The sequence below is a fragment of the Lutibacter litoralis genome (assembly GCF_014646675.1).
Taxonomy (GTDB): domain Bacteria; phylum Bacteroidota; class Bacteroidia; order Flavobacteriales; family Flavobacteriaceae; genus Lutibacter; species Lutibacter litoralis.
In genome coordinates, this window is sequence record NZ_BMNS01000007.1 from 182,848 (window position 1) to 198,352 (window position 15,505).

At 30.1% G+C, this 15,505-nt stretch carries 15 protein-coding genes; 8 read left to right on the plus strand and 7 right to left on the minus strand.

The window, feature by feature from the left end; genetic code table 11:
- The 8 genes from IEW75_RS12355 to IEW75_RS12390 all read left to right on the plus strand — a co-directional run bounded on the left by IEW75_RS12355 (position 1) and on the right by IEW75_RS12390 (position 8,132).
- Positions 1 to 1,518 (plus strand): hydroxymethylglutaryl-CoA lyase-like TIM-barrel protein, encoded by a 1,518-nt coding sequence (locus IEW75_RS12355; RefSeq protein ID WP_134248924.1) that lies wholly within the window; start codon positions 1 to 3, stop codon positions 1,516 to 1,518.
- A 109-nt stretch (positions 1,519 to 1,627) separates the two neighbouring features.
- The gene (gene leuB / locus IEW75_RS12360; protein ID WP_134248923.1) at positions 1,628 to 2,683 is read left to right on the plus strand and encodes a 3-isopropylmalate dehydrogenase; all 1,056 of its coding nucleotides are present in this window, start codon (positions 1,628 to 1,630) and stop codon (positions 2,681 to 2,683) included.
- A 385-nt stretch (positions 2,684 to 3,068) separates the two neighbouring features.
- On the plus strand, positions 3,069 to 4,169 hold the full coding sequence (locus IEW75_RS12365) for a sensor histidine kinase (protein WP_134248922.1): 1,101 nt from the start codon (positions 3,069 to 3,071) through the stop codon (positions 4,167 to 4,169).
- A 5-nt stretch (positions 4,170 to 4,174) separates the two neighbouring features.
- Positions 4,175 to 5,506 carry a sigma-54-dependent transcriptional regulator gene (locus IEW75_RS12370; protein WP_134248921.1) on the plus strand — a complete coding sequence of 444 codons (1,332 nt, stop codon included), beginning with the start codon at positions 4,175 to 4,177 and terminating at the stop codon, positions 5,504 to 5,506.
- A 185-nt stretch (positions 5,507 to 5,691) separates the two neighbouring features.
- Entirely contained in the window at positions 5,692 to 5,856 is a 165-nt protein-coding gene (locus IEW75_RS12375) for a hypothetical protein (RefSeq protein ID WP_158283804.1), read from the plus strand.
- A 164-nt stretch (positions 5,857 to 6,020) separates the two neighbouring features.
- Entirely contained in the window at positions 6,021 to 6,386 is a 366-nt protein-coding gene (locus IEW75_RS12380) for a hypothetical protein (RefSeq protein WP_134248920.1), read from the plus strand.
- 200 nt (positions 6,387 to 6,586) lie between these two features.
- Entirely contained in the window at positions 6,587 to 7,591 is a 1,005-nt protein-coding gene (locus tag IEW75_RS12385; RefSeq protein ID WP_229714457.1) for a PorP/SprF family type IX secretion system membrane protein, read from the plus strand.
- A 28-nt stretch (positions 7,592 to 7,619) separates the two neighbouring features.
- Positions 7,620 to 8,132 (plus strand): gamma carbonic anhydrase family protein, encoded by a 513-nt coding sequence (locus IEW75_RS12390; protein WP_134248919.1) that lies wholly within the window; start codon positions 7,620 to 7,622, stop codon positions 8,130 to 8,132.
- Between the two features lie 111 nt (positions 8,133 to 8,243).
- On the opposite strand, the gene murI is transcribed toward IEW75_RS12390, so the two are convergent.
- The 7 genes from murI to IEW75_RS12425 form a co-directional block, all read right to left on the minus strand.
- The gene (gene murI / locus IEW75_RS12395) at positions 8,244 to 9,032 is read right to left on the minus strand and encodes a glutamate racemase (protein ID WP_134248918.1); all 789 of its coding nucleotides are present in this window, start codon (positions 9,030 to 9,032) and stop codon (positions 8,244 to 8,246) included.
- An 83-nt stretch (positions 9,033 to 9,115) separates the two neighbouring features.
- Positions 9,116 to 9,616, minus strand: a complete 501-nt coding sequence (locus IEW75_RS12400) for an OmpH/Skp family outer membrane protein (protein WP_134248917.1) — start codon at positions 9,614 to 9,616, stop codon at positions 9,116 to 9,118.
- A 23-nt stretch (positions 9,617 to 9,639) separates the two neighbouring features.
- Positions 9,640 to 10,425, minus strand: a complete 786-nt coding sequence (locus tag IEW75_RS12405) for an OmpH/Skp family outer membrane protein (protein ID WP_134248916.1) — start codon at positions 10,423 to 10,425, stop codon at positions 9,640 to 9,642.
- A gap of 66 nt (positions 10,426 to 10,491) precedes the next feature.
- Positions 10,492 to 13,062, minus strand: a complete 2,571-nt coding sequence (gene bamA, locus IEW75_RS12410) for an outer membrane protein assembly factor BamA (protein ID WP_134248915.1) — start codon at positions 13,060 to 13,062, stop codon at positions 10,492 to 10,494.
- Entirely contained in the window at positions 13,055 to 13,810 is a 756-nt protein-coding gene (gene uppS, locus IEW75_RS12415; RefSeq protein ID WP_134248914.1) for an undecaprenyl pyrophosphate synthase, read from the minus strand. The genes bamA and uppS overlap by 8 nt, the downstream gene beginning before the upstream one ends.
- A complete protein-coding gene (porG, locus tag IEW75_RS12420; protein ID WP_134248913.1) occupies positions 13,810 to 14,490 on the minus strand; it encodes a type IX secretion system protein PorG in 681 nt (226 codons plus the stop codon). Before porG ends, uppS begins: the two co-directional genes overlap by 1 nt.
- A 131-nt stretch (positions 14,491 to 14,621) precedes the next feature.
- Positions 14,622 to 15,503: an NAD kinase gene (locus IEW75_RS12425; RefSeq protein ID WP_134248912.1), complete on the minus strand. Its 882-nt coding sequence runs from the start codon at positions 15,501 to 15,503 to the stop codon at positions 14,622 to 14,624.
- Positions 15,504 to 15,505 lie beyond the last annotated feature (2 nt).

A 15,505-nucleotide genomic window follows, 5' to 3' on the forward strand; every position in this document is an offset into this window, starting at 1 on the left:
ATGACTAAAAGAAAAATAGAAATAATGGATACTACGCTTCGTGATGGTGAACAAACCTCCGGAGTATCATTTCCTTCAGCGGAAAAATTAACCATAGCAAAATTGTTATTGGAAGAATTAAATGTTGATAGAATTGAAGTAGCATCTGCCAGAGTTTCTAAAGGTGAGTTTAATGCTGTAAAAGCAATTACAGATTGGGCTAACAAAAATGGCTATATAGATAGGGTTGAAATGTTAACTTTTGTTGATGGCGGAAGCTCTATAGATTGGATGAATAATGCAGGTGCTAAGGTTCAAAACTTATTAACCAAGGGATCTTTAAATCATTTAACACATCAACTTAAAAAAACACCAGAGCAGCATTTTTCTGAAATAAGAGAAGTTGTAGATTTAGCTCAAAAGTCTGGAATTAAAACGAATGTTTATTTGGAAGATTGGAGCAACGGAATGCATAATTCCCCCGAATATGTCTTTCAATTTCTAGATTTTTTAGTGACACTTCCTTTAGAGAGAATTTTATTGCCAGATACTTTAGGAGTGCTTACACATTACCAAACATTTGATTATTTTTCACAAATTACAGCAAAATATCCAGATACACATTTCGATTTCCATGCACATAACGATTATGATTTAAGTGTAGCAAATGTTATGGAAGCTATTAAAGCTGGCGCTAAAGGGCTGCATTTAACTGTAAACGGAATGGGTGAACGGGCTGGAAACGCACCAATGGCAAGTGTGGTTGCAGTAATAAACGACTTCTTTAAAGAGGAGGTTGAAATACAAGTAAAAGAAACTTCTTTATACTCTGTAAGTAAGCTTATTGAAACGTTTTCAGGGGTTAGAATCCCTTCAAATAAGCCAGTTGTTGGCGATAATGTGTTTACACAAACAGCAGGGATTCATGCAGATGGTGACAATAAAAACAACCTGTATTTTAACGATTTAATGCCAGAACGTTTTGGTAGAAAACGTAAATATGCTTTAGGTAAAACATCAGGAAAAGCAAATATTGAAAAAAATTTACAGGAATTAGGGTTGCAATTAAATGATGAAGATTTAAAAAAGGTAACACAACGCATTATTGAACTTGGAGACCAAAAAGAATTGGTTACTAAAGAAGATTTACCTTATATAATTTCCGATGTATTGGATAGTAATTTATATCAAGAAAAAGTTACGATCGAATCTTATGTTTTAACACACTCAAAAGGATTAAAACCTTCTACAACAGTAGCTTTAACAATAGATGATGAATATTTTCAAGAACATGCTCAAGGAGATGGACAGTATGATGCTTTTATGAATGCGATTAAAAAAATATATGTAAACAAAGGAATGTCGCTACCAAAATTGGTAGATTATGCTGTAAGAATTCCACCAGGAAGTACATCAGATGCACTTTGTGAAACTATAATTACTTGGGAAACAAAAGATAAGAGATTTATAACGAGAGGTTTAGATTCAGATCAAACAGTGTCTGCAATTAAAGCCACTCAAAAAATGTTGAATATATAGTTAGTGCTTTTAGCCTTTTGCTATTAGCTTAAAGACAAATTAAATTAAAATAAATTATAGCTGTTTACTGAGCAAATTGCCAAAGCGAACAGCCAAAAGCTTAAAAAATATGAAATTAAATATAGCACTTTTAGCAGGAGATGGAATTGGTCCTGAAGTAATTGATCAAGCAGTAAAAGTATGTGATGCTATTGCAACAAAATTTAATCATGAAATTAGCTGGAAACCTGCGTTAACTGGAGCAGCTGCAATTGATGCCGTTGGTGAACCCTACCCAGATGAAACGCATGAAATTTGTAAAAATTCAGATGCTGTGTTGTTTGGAGCAATTGGGCATCCAAAATTCGATAATGATCCTTCTGCAAAAGTTCGTCCAGAACAAGGATTGTTAAAAATGCGTAAAGCTTTAGGTTTATTTGCAAATGTCCGTCCAACGTTTACATTCCCTTCATTATTAGACAAATCTCCTTTAAAAAGAGAACGTATTGAGGGAACAGACTTAGTTTTCTTAAGAGAATTAACAGGAGGTATTTACTTTGGAGAAAAAGGAAGAAGAGATGGTGGAGAAACTGCTTTTGATAATTGTGTGTATACACGTGAAGAAGTGCAACGTTTAGCTAAAAAAGGGTTTGAATTAGCAATGACACGTTCCAAAAGATTGTGTTGTGTAGATAAGGCTAACGTTCTAGAAACATCTCGTTTATGGAGAGAAACTGTGCAAGCAATGGAAAAAGATTATCCTGAAGTTGAGGTTTCTTACGAATTTGTAGATGCAGTTGCAATGCGTTTAGTACAATGGCCAAATAGTTATGATGTATTAATCACTGAAAACTTATTTGGAGATATATTAACCGATGAAGCTTCTGTAATTTCTGGCTCTATGGGATTAATGCCATCAGCATCTTTAGGTTCAGATATTGGTTTATTTGAACCAATTCACGGATCGTATCCACAAGCAACAGGAAAGAATATAGCAAACCCAATGGCAACCGTTTTATCCGCTGCAATGATGTTTGAAAACTTTGGTCTTTTAGAAGAGGGAAAAGCCATTAGAGCAGTTGTAAATAATGCTTTAAACAGAGGTATTGTTACTGAAGATTTAGCCGAAGAGAATAATGCTTACGGAACTAAAGAAGTTGGAGATTGGTTAGCGGAAAACGTGTAAGTAATTTTTATTTTGTAATTATCAAAGCTGTCTAAGAAGTGTTTTTTAGACAGCTTTTTTTGTATAATATTTTGTTTATCAGGTCATAAGATAAAGACACCTATATCGTGCTTGTCAAAAATAAAAGATCAACAATTCAATGTGATAATCTTAAATTTTTTTAATAATTAATAAAGTAAGCATTGTTGTAAATGAAAAATCAACGGAAGTTGGTGTAGATCCTTACAATAAATTAATAGATAGTAACTCAGTAGTTAATAGAAGAAAACTTTAAAAAGCGTTAATTACTGAAACCCTTTAAAGATCCAAGTTGAATAAAAAGGATAATTTAAGTAAAAAAGAGTAATTTTATAATTTAAATACAATCTCATTATTTTAAACTTAAATGACACCTTTAATTACAACAGAAGAGAAGCTAAAAGAGCGCATTAAAGAACTTACATGTTTGTATAAAGTAACCTCAATTATTATAAATTGTGATTACAGTGAAATTCAAAAAAGTTTAAAAGCTATTGTTTTATCTTTGAAAGATGCGTTGCGTTTTAGTGAAGGCGCTTGTGTTGAAATTAAGACCAGTGAATTTTTTATTTCTACAGAAGAGTTTCCTGAAAAAAGGACCTATATTTCTTCATCTATTTCTGTTTTTAACAAACAGGAAGGTGTTTTAAAAGCAGGGTATAATTGCAATAAGTTTTCAAAAAAAGATTTTTTGTACGAAGAAAAATTATTGTTGAGGAAAATTGGTGTTGAAATAGGAAATTTATTAGAGCGAAAACGAATTGAAGAAAATGAAGCACTTTTAAAAAGAAAGGTAGAACGCGCCGACAGAATTAGTATTTTAGGTGAGATTACAGCTGGTATTGCACATGAATTAAATACACCTTTAGCAAATATATTAGGGTTTGCAGAATTATTGAAAAATAGATTTAAAAAAGGGAGTCAAGCAGAAAAAGACATTGATAAAATTATAAATAGTGCTATATTTTCAAGAGAAGTGGTTAAAAAATTAATGTTCTTCGCTTGTGAGATGCCCCAGAAAATGGAGGTTATCACTGTTAATGAGGTTATATCAGACGCTATTAACTTATTAGATCCAACCTTTAAAAAAAGTAAAATAAAATATAATTTAAATTGCAGTGCACCATTAATTAAGTTAAAAGCAGATACCATTCAACTTACACAAGTTGTTTTTAATTTAATTTTAAACGCTATTTATTTTTCACCAGAAGAAAGTACTATTACTATAAATATTATTGATAATATAAAAAATGTAACATTAAGTATTTCTGATCAAGGTCCTGGAATAAAAAATAGTATTTCAGATAAAATATTTGAACCTTTTTTCACAACCAAACCTGTTGGAGATGGTTCTGGTTTAGGGTTAAGTGTTGTGCATGGAATTATTAAAAGTCATAAAGGTACCATTAAACACCAACCTAACTTTCCTAATGGCACTACTTTTATTGTTAATTTCCCAAAATTATAATAGTTATGCCATTCAAAAAAGAAAACATTTTAATTGTTGATGATGATGTTAATATTTTAGAACTAATACAAAGGCATTTACACGATTTAAATTATCATAGTTTTAAGGCAATATCGGTAAAAGAAGCAATTCAAATATTAAAAGATACTCAAATAGACTTGTTAATTACGGATCTTAAAATGCCTGACGTTGACGGTTTTCAGTTGATTAAATATGTTACCGAGCATTTTCCAGAACTTCCTAAATTGGTTGTTACTGGCTATCCGTCATTACATGATGCAGTTGATGTTATGAAATCAGGTGCAGTCGATTATTTGGTAAAGCCTTTTACAAAAGAGGAATTAAAAGAAGCTGTGGTAAAATCGTTTTCTCAAAAAGTAAAAACCAATGCAACTCAAAATACAGTTTTAAATAAGGCAAATCAACAAAGTTATGGCGAATTAATTGGTAATTCTAAGGAGTTAAAAAAAGTAACTGAAATTATTGAAAGGGTTAAAGATAATAAAGCAACTGTTTTTATACAAGGTGAAAGCGGTACAGGTAAAGAGTTGGTTGCTAGAGCTATTCACTATATGGGGAAATTTGCTCGAGCACCATTTGTTGCGGTTAACTGTGCTGCAATTCCAGAAACCTTATTAGAATCGGAATTGTTTGGCTATGTGAAAGGAGCTTTTACAGGAGCGGACACCAATAGAAATGGATTCTTTCAGGCGGCAAATGCAGGAACCATCTTTTTAGATGAAATAGGAAATGCATCTTTAGCCGTTCAAGCAAGGTTATTACGTGTATTACAAGAAAAGGAAATTACTAAAATAGGATCTCAAAAATCTGAAAAATTAGATGTGCGCGTTATTACGGCAACAAATAGTAATTTAGAAGAGCTAATTCAAAAAAAAATATTTAGAGAAGATTTATATTACCGTTTAACTGTAGTTCAAATTACGGTTCCTCCACTTAGAAATAGAAAATCTGACATACCACTTTTAGTAGACAAATTTTTATTTAAATACGGAATAGAGTATAAAGATAAGTTTATAAAAATATCTAATGATGCACTTGATATTTTGCAGCGACATTATTGGCAAGGAAATATTAGAGAATTAGAAAATGTTGTGCAACAAGCTATTATTTTAGCTGATACCAATACAATTGAAGTTAAAGATTTACCAGACTATTTAAAGTTTAAAATTAACTTTAACAATACATCTTTTATTTCGCTTAAAGAGTATGAAAAAAACTACATTCTAAAAGTGTTGGAGGCAACTGGCAATAATAAATCTAAAGCCGCTGAAATTTTACAAATAGATCGAAAAACACTTCGTCAAAAAATTCAATAATAGTTTTATTTATATTTTGGGTAATTTTGCCTCATATGAGGAGAATCTCCTCGCTTTAATATATATCTTATATTGATTAAGTTGATTTTAAAAATCTGAAAATCAATTTATTATATGTTTTATTAAAATTATTTTATGTATTGGAATGAATGTTGATTTATAGAGATGAATTAAAAGATAGTATTATGAATAAAATAGATAGTAGCTTGTGTTCTAATTGTATTTATACAGAATCTTGCACACTTACAGAGAGTAAGCGATTTATTTGGTCCTGTAGTGAGTTTGAAGTAAACAAACCAACACGAAAGCATGATTCTGTGATAAAAAAAACTGAATTAGAATTGATTTAAAATTAAATCGAAAATAAAAGAAGCGTTTAATATAGTTTTAAAAATATCAAAAACAGTAGGTAGAAGTGCGAACGACAGCAAATATGGTTGCTATTGAACGTATTAATAAAAACTATCTCCAACGAGTAATATTTCCTTAATATTAATTTTAAAAGTCGTTTTATATGCCATTATTTTATAGTCATCAACCAGATGAGGAAGTAACCATAAATCAACAATTTATTGAGTTAGACAATTGGATTGAACATTTTGAATTTATTGCAAAAGAATTAAATTATTTAATTAAACTAATTCACATATTGCAATTTAAAAACAACTTTAATTTAGAATTAATGAACAAAAAAGAGGAAAACAATTATTTGTTAAGCTTGTTTTATGATTTTAGGAATAAAAGTGAAAATTCCTTAGAATGTATGGATATTCCTTACGATATGTATTATGTTAACCAGCAAGAATTGTATAGAGAACAATATTTAATTTTTATTAGAGGGTATAGAAAATTTAAAACAGAAATTTTAAGTAAACTCTAATTTATCTTTGAAAGAAAAAGCTATGAAAAAGCCTGATTCACCATAAGAAGGTGTTGATGTTTAATTTGCTACGCGTATTTAAGGCGTGTGTTTTTAGTTAGGGCACACGTCAATACGCAAAATAGTTTTTAGTAAATGCGCTTTCTATGATTTTAGAATAATTTTCTTATAAATTATTTCAATATAATATTATATATTTGATGTTTATTATTGGGATGATTCTAGAAAATAAATTTTTTTCAGTACTTTTTCTTTTGTGTTTGTCGTTTAGTTATGGGCAAGAAACACTACCAATATATTCAGATTATTTATCCGACAATGTGTTTTTAGTACATCCTTCAGCAGCAGGATTTAGAGATTGTGGTAATATAAGATTAACTGCCAGAAATCAATGGAGTGGAATAAAAGATGCCCCATCGTTACAAACGTTAAATGTACATTCTAGATTTGGTCAGAAAGCAGGATTAGGGCTGGTTATATTTAACGATAAAAATGGCTACCACAGTCAGCAAGGTGTCCAAGCAACGTATGCTTACCATTTAAATTTAGGAAGAATAGAAGATTATAAGCAACTATCTTTTGGACTGTCTATGATGATGGTTAGCAATAAACTAGACGAATCTTCATTTGATATACCAGATCCAGTAATTTCTCAGATAGTTCAAAGCGAAAGTTATTTTAATGCCGATTTTAGTATGGCATACCACAATGTAGACTTTTTTGGTTATTTAACAGTTAAAAATTTAATGCTGAACGCTAGAAATTTATATAATAGTAATTACGAATCGCTAAACCTTAGAAGGTATTTACTTTCTCTTGGATATTATTTCGATTATTATAAAAACAAGAAAACCATAGAGTTTGAACCTTCTGTAATGATTCAATATATTGAAAGAACCAGTGAAAAATTTGTTGATTTTAACATGAAAGTTTATAAAGAACTTCCAACTGCAAAGCTTTGGGCGGCATTTTCATACAGAAGAGGTTTTGATACAACAGATACCAATCAATTAAATTATTTAACGCCAATTGTAGGTGTTAATTTTGAAAAATATATGTTCTCTTATACGTACACAAAACAAACAGGTGAAATTTTATTTGATGATGCCAGTTATCATCAAATAACATTAGGATTTAATTTTGGTTGTTTCGGCTCTAGAAGATTCTGGAACGAAAGAGGAGGGAAAACGAATAGAATGTTTTAAGAAATTTAATAGAATTCAGTTTTAAATTATGATTATTAAAGAATTAAATGGCAATAAGCCCAAATTTGGAGAAGATTGCTTTATAGCAGAAAATGCAGTGATTATTGGTGAGGTTGAAATGGGAAACCAATGTAGTATATGGTACAATGCGGTTATTAGAGGAGATGTACATTACATAAAACTAGGTAATAAAGTAAATGTTCAAGACGGTGCTGTAATTCACGCAACTTATAAGAAATCCCCAACAAATGTTGGAAACAATGTATCTATTGGGCACAATGCTTTGGTACATGGTTGTACAATACACGATAATGTTTTAATTGGTATGGGAGCCATTGTAATGGACGATTGTGTTGTCGAAAGCAATTCTATTATTGCGGCCGGTGCAGTTGTAACAAAGGGGACCCACGTAGAATCTGGAGCTATTTATGCAGGTGTTCCTGCTGAAAAAGTAAAAGATATTAGCCAAGAACTAATTTCAGGTGAAATAGATAGAATAGCTAATAATTACGTAAAGTATTCAAGTTGGTATAAAGATTAGTAGTTGGGCGTTACCTTGCAGGTCAGGCTATCACTACTCGCTTTTTTGGGTGACTAATTGGAGTGGATACCCCAAAAAGAGCTCAAACAAACCGTTCTATCCTTAACGCAGTTAAAAATTGATTGATTCTATAACGAAATCTTCAGAAACATTATTCAAGATGTTTCTAAGAACAGTTTCATCAACATTAACATAAAATTTATGAGGTTTAGAATTTTTAATTTCTGAATTTAAACAATGCTTTTCTAAAATAGCTTTAGTTTGTTTTGCAACAGCCTCACCAGAATCAATGATTTTTACATTTTTTCCTACTATTTTTTTTATTTGTGGAATGAGATAAGGGTAATGCGTGCAACCTAACACTAAATGGTCAATATTATAGATTAGCATTGGTTTTAAATACTTTTCAAGTAATTGTGTAATTTCTTGTGAATTGAGCTTGCCAGCTTCAATTAGTGGTACTAAACCAGTGCCTTCCTGTTCAATAGTAGTACTGTTTTTAGCATATTCTTTTGTGGTCTTTTCAAATAATTTACTAGACAATGTACCTTTTGTTGCTAAAATACCAATAGCGCCTGTTTTACTAAATAGTACTGCTGGCTTAATTGCAGGTTCTATACCAATAAACGGAACATTGTAGTGTTTTCTTAAATAACTTATAGCATTTGTGGTTGCGGTGTTACAAGCAACAATAATAAGTTTACAGCCTTTAGAAATTAAGATTTCGGTATTTTTTATAGCTAAAGCTACTATTTCTTCAGAAGTTTTTTCTCCATAGGGAGCATTTTTACTATCGGCTAAATAAATGGTATTTTCATTTGGTAATAATTTTACAACTTCTTTCCAAATTGAAGTTCCACCAATGCCAGAATCAAATAAGCCAATAGGTTGTTTGTTCACGTTGAATACTATTTTTTGAACTATAAATGTATAAAAAAATCCCGCTATTGCGGGATTTAATTTATATATATAGGTTGTTTATTTTATTGAATACCTAATTTAGCTTTTACTGCTGGTAATAAATCTGTACCATTTGCAACAATAATGGTTGATGCGTCTAAAACATATGTAAAACCTTGCTCGTTTGCAACATCTTCAATTGCTTTTCTAGCTTTCTCTAGAATAGGTTTTAATTTATCATCTCTTTTTTTAGCAATATCTTGTTGTGCAATTTGAGATGCTTGGTATAAGTTTTGTCTGTCTTGTTGCACTTCAACACTTCTTTGTTGATTTACCTCATCTGTTTGAGAACCTACTTCAGCTTCATATTTTTTTAATTTAGCTTCTAGTTTATCATTTTCTGCTTTTAATTCAGACTCATAAGTTTTACTTAATTTTTCTAAATCTGCATTTAAAGTTTTAGTTTCCGGCATAAGACTAAGTAATAAATCAGTACTTATATGACCTACTTTTGTTTGAGCTTGAATTGAATTAAATCCTAATGCAACTATAGCAATTAGTAATAAAGTTCTAAATTGTTTCATTTTATTCTTGATGTTTAAATTAATTATTCTTGTTTTGTTTCTTTTGCTTTTTTAGCGTCTTCTATCTCTTTTATTCTTTTTAATCTTTTGGCTTCAATAGCTTTTTTAAGATCTTCTCTTTTCTTTAATTGTAGCGCTCTTTTTTCTTCTATTTTTTTCTGTAACTCAGCTTTTTTTGCTTCTCTATCTGTTAATTTTTTTTCAACCTCTTTGGTCTCTTGGTTGTCACCTTCTGTATTTACAATATTGCTATTATTTCCCTTTTTTTTCTCTTTAGCAGCATCTAATTTTTGTTCTCTTGAAATACTTTTAATCACCAATTCACTAATATCATATTGCTTATTTGTGTACAACATTATTAAATCGGTAGATTTATCTAAAACAAAATCGTATTTTCTCTTTACGGCAATATCTTGTATTGCGTTGTAAACCAAATCTTGAATTGGTTGCACCAATTGTTGTCTTAGTAAAAATAAATCTCCTTCAACTCCAAAATAGGAATCTTGTAATTTTTTTAATTCTAACGTTTTAATTTGAATATCTTCCTCTTTATCTAAAATTAATTCTTTCGTCATTAAAGCTTTTTCAATATTTAATTCAGATTTTAAAGCTTCAATTTCTTTTTGTTGTTTTTCAATATTCTGTTGCCATGTTAAGGCTTTAGAATTTAATTTAGATTGGGCCTCTTTATACTCTGGAATATTTTCTAAAATATACTCCATATCAATATAACCTATCTTTTGAGCTTTTTGAGCTATTGCTGAAAACCCTAAAATTAAAAATGCAAATAAAAGAACTTTTTTTGTCATAACTAATATGTATTTAGAAAAAACCGTGCCAATTTATAATTTATCTACAAATATAACAGATTTACATTAGAATTGTTGCCCTATTATAAAGTGAGTTTGCCAACCAGATTTTTCTAAACCTCCGGGTAACGGATCAAATCCGTGAGCAAAGTCTATACCTAATAATCCAAATGCTGGCATAAATATTCTAAGTCCTAAACCTGCTGATCTTTTTAGTTGAAATGGGTTAAAGTTTTTAAATCCATCGTACGAGTTACCAGCTTCTAAAAACCCTAGTGCATAAATAGATGCAGAAGGTTTTAACGTAATTGGATATCGAACTTCCATTTGAAATTTATTATAAATAGTACCACCCTGAATAGATGAAAGTCTTCCGTTTTCGTAACCTCTTAATGCAATAGTTTCTCTACCGTCTAATTGATAAGATGCCATACCGTCTCCACCTACAAAAAAGCGTTCGAATGGCGAATCTCCTAATTTTTTATTGTAATGTCCTAAAATTCCAAATTCTGTATTGGTCATTAAAACTAAATCTTTGGTTAATGCTGTATACCATTTTCCTTTAAAGCTGGCTTTGTAGTATTCTAACCAACGGTATTTTTCCTGATCTTCTATGGTTGCATAATCTTTATTATTCACTAAAGAATATGGAAACGTTACTTTTGCTCCAATACTAAATTCTGACCCGGATTTTGGGAAAATCGGGTTTGGACCTGCAGAATTTCTTGCCAAAGTAATATTGTATGCTAAATTATTTGATTCTCCTGTTGAAAATGAAAAAGTAGAAATAGGATAATCTTTTAAGTCGTACAATTGGTAACTAATACTTTGTGAGAGCGTAAAAAAGTCATCTGGCCATTTTAAACGTTGTCCTAAACCAATTGTTGCACCAACAATATTTAAACGTTGGTCTTTATCAACTTTATTTGTAAAGTAATCGTATCTAAATTGTTTAGAGTTGTAAATTGAAAAAGATAATGATCTAGGTTTTTTTCCACCTAACCAAGGTTCTGTAAAAGAAAAACTTGAAGTTGTATAATACCTACTTTTTTGTAGACGTAAAGATAAAGTTTGTCCATCTCCCATTGGAAGCGGTTTGTATGCTTTTTTATTAAAAATATTTCGTGTAGAAAAATTGTTGAATGATAGTCCTAAGGTTCCAATAAAAGAGCCACCACCGTAACCACCTTGTAATTCTATTTGGCTAGAGCCTTTTTCAGCAACGGTATAATCAATATCAACTGTTTTGTCTGTAAAGTTTGGTTGAATATCAGGTGAAATTGCTTCGGCATCAAAAAAGCCTAATTGGCCAATTTCTCTAATGGTTCTAATAATATCTGCTTTACTGTATAAATAACCAGGTTTAGTTGTAATTTCTCTGTAAATAACGTGGTCGTTAGTTCTGTCATTTCCATTAACGGTTACTTTATTAATTTTAGTTTGCTGATCTTCGTAAATTCTAATTTCTACGTCAATAGAATCGTTATTTACTCTTGTTTCAACAGGTAAAACACGTGAAAATAAATAACCATTGTTTTGGTAAACGGTTGAAATATCTTCAGAATCTGGAGAACCATCGCCTGTAACACGATCTTTTAAAACCTTACCATTGTAGGTGTCTCCTTTTTCAATTCTTAAAATTCGTTGTAATTGTTCATCGGTGTATTTACTGTTTCCAATAAATTTAATATCACCAAAAATATATTTTTTACCTTCTTCAATTTTAAGGTTTAAGTTTAATGTATTGTCATCATTCCAAGTAAGAGAATGGTCTGTAATTCGGGCATCTCTATGTCCTTTTTCGCTGTAGGTTGTAACAATGTTTTCAAGATCTTCTTTAAAATCTGCATCTATATATTTAGAACCTTTCCAAAACCTACCAAACATTTTCTTTTTGGTGTTTTTCATTGCCTTTCTTAGCTTCTTATCAGTAAAAGCTTCATTCCCTTCAAAAGTAATATTTTTAATTTTTACTTTTTCACCTTTATCTATATGCACAAGCATATTAACTATGTTTACTCCAGAAGTATCTTTTTTGGTGTCTAGTGAAACTTTGGTTTTTAAGAATCCTTTTTCTTGGTATTTCTTTTTAAAATAGTTTTGGGTGGTAACAATTAAATTGTCTGTTACCATAGCTCCTTTTTTTAATTCGGCATCTTGCTGAAGTTCTTTTGCCTTGCTTGATTTTACACCACTGATAGTAATATTATTAAGTTGCGGTAATTCTTCAACTTCAAATTCTAAATAAACTGTAGTTCCATCAATTTTAGAAATATAGACTTCTACATTGCTAAATTGCTTGGTTTCGTATAATTTTTTTATGGCACTTGTTAGTTTATCTCCGGGAAGTTTAATTTCTTGACCATCTTTTAAACCAGTAAAAACCTTAACGGTTTGTTCTTCGAATTTTTGAAGACCTTTAACGGTTATTCCTCCAAGTTCGTAAGAGCTATCTTTAACAAAATTTGTGGTTAAATTAACAGGTTGAATAGTGTCTTTTTTTATAGTGTCGTTTGCATTTTCACTATTTTTTATTTCGACATTTTTAGCGTTATTGGTTTGTTCTTCTTGCGCATTTAGCGAGTTAAAACTCAAAATAATGGTAAAAAGTAAAAGGGCTATTTTTAAATTATTCATTTATTTTTTCAATTTGTTCACTGGTTTTTCCAAACCTTCGTTCTCTATGTTGATATTCTAAAACTGCATTATACAGATTTTCTTTTTTAAAATCTGGCCAAAGTGTATTTGTAAAGTACATTTCGGCATACGCTATTTGCCACAATAAAAAATTGCTGATTCTTTTTTCTCCGCTTGTGCGAATTAAAAAATCAACATCAGGCAAAGAAAACGTATATAAATGATTATTTATAATATTTTCATCAATTTCTTCAATCTGAAGTTCATTATTAACAACTTTTTTTGATATATTTTTGATAACATTAACAATTTCATCTCTCGATCCGTAACTTAAAGCTAAAGTTAGGGTTAAAGCGTTGTTGTTTTTGGTTTTTTCAATAACTTCTTTGAGTTCTTTTTGGGCACTTTTTGGTAAATCGTTAATATTTCCAATAGTGTTGAGTTTTATATTGTTTTCTTGAAGTATTTTTAACTCTTTCTTAAGGGAAGAAACCAATAGCGCCATTAATGTTTTTACCTCTAATTTTGGACGGTTCCAATTCTCGGTAGAAAAAGCATACAGTGTTAAGTATTCTATACCAATATCTCCACAAGCTTCAATGGTCTCTCGAACAGAATTTACACCATTTTTATGTCCAAAGATTCTTGGTTTATTTTTAAGTTTTGCCCAGCGACCGTTGCCATCCATAATTATGGCAATATGTGTTGGGACCTTATTTTTTAATATGCTGTTTTTTAAAGCTTCCATTAATAGGGTGTTGAATAACAAGGTGGTCTTCCAAAAGTATATACTAAATTAAAACCACTAAAAATATACCAATCATTACTATTTGGGTTTCCAAATTTTAACGAATCTATTTTATCATTATTAAAATCGAGATTATCTACAAAAGTATAGCGTGCTTTAAGCTCTAAAGCTATTGCAAAATCGCCAAATAGTTTAGTTTTATAACCAACTCCAAAAGGAATTGCAAAAGAGGTGTTTGTTTCATATTCATAATTAGACTCATCTGTGCCACTCACTATTGTTTTATAATTAAAAGCAGCAATTTCAACCAATAAATAAGGTGTTTTAGTTTTACTAAAATCGTCTAAATTATATTCAAAATAATTGAATTCCAAACCTAAAGCTAGTTCTTTTAGGCTGTTTTTAAAGTTTATACCTCTGTTTAAGCGTGCTTGATTTGTTGCATTTGCATCATCAGCTATTAGTTGTGTAAAAGTAAAAGTACCTCTATATGAAATTCGTGGGTTTACATTCCATTTATAAATTACACCTCCCATAAAACTGTTTGGGTTTATATAATATTCTGAACCAATATCTCCAATATAGTTACTTCCACCAGCTAGTATTCCAATTTCGTGAATTTGAGCAAAGGAACTTGTTGTGATACAGATAAATGCAATAAGTACAATATTTTTTTTCATAAATAAAATAGCGAGCAAATATAATTAAATATACTTGCTTTTAGAAGTTTAACAATGTCTTTTTTGATAAACTGTTTATAACTAAAAATATTGTTGAGGCTATTATTTAACTTTTTGTAATAAATGTGCTCTTAATTACGAGTATCTTGTCCCCAAAGCAATTTTTCTCTTAGTGTTTTTAAAAATGTTTGTTCTTTAAATTGCACCATTTTTAAGTTAAAATCGGCTTTTTTAATAGTAATCTCTGTATTGTTATTAATGGTTTTAATTCTAGAGTCTAATGAAAGAAAAAATTGGTCTTCTCTTCCGCTTACAGTAAATGTAATTTTTGTGTCTTCTGGAATTACTAAAGGTCTTGCATTTAAATTGTGAGGTGCGATAGGAGTAATTACAAAACTTTTAGCACGTGGTGTAATAATTGGACCTCCACAACTTAAAGAGTATCCTGTAGAGCCTGTTGGCGTTGCAATAATTAGTCCATCTGCCCAATAAGAATTTAAAAAATCATCGTCTAAAAAAGTCTTTATTGTAATCATAGAAGCAGTATTTTTTCTATTTACTGAAACTTCATTCAACGCAAAATTTAATGCATTTAAATTTTCAACTTCTGGAAAAGTTGAAACACTTAATAAAGAGCGTTCTTTTAACACATATTCTTTTTTAAGAAGCAATTCAACGGCATTTGAAATATTTTCTTTTTGAATTGTAGCTAAAAATCCTAACCTACCTGTATTAATGCCAACAATTGGAATATTAGAGGCTCTAATAAATGTTACAGCCCTTAAAATAGTTCCATCGCCTCCAATAGTAAACATAAAATCAAACGTGCTGTCTAATTTTTTATAAGATGAAAAAGTGTTGTATTTAGCTATATCAAGATGCTTTTTAAGATGTTTGTAATAATTGTGTTCAATTACAAATTCTATATTATGATTGATTAATACTTGAAATAAATCTTCAACATATTGAGTGTCTTCAATTTTAAAATATTGACCGTAGATAGCAACCTTCATCC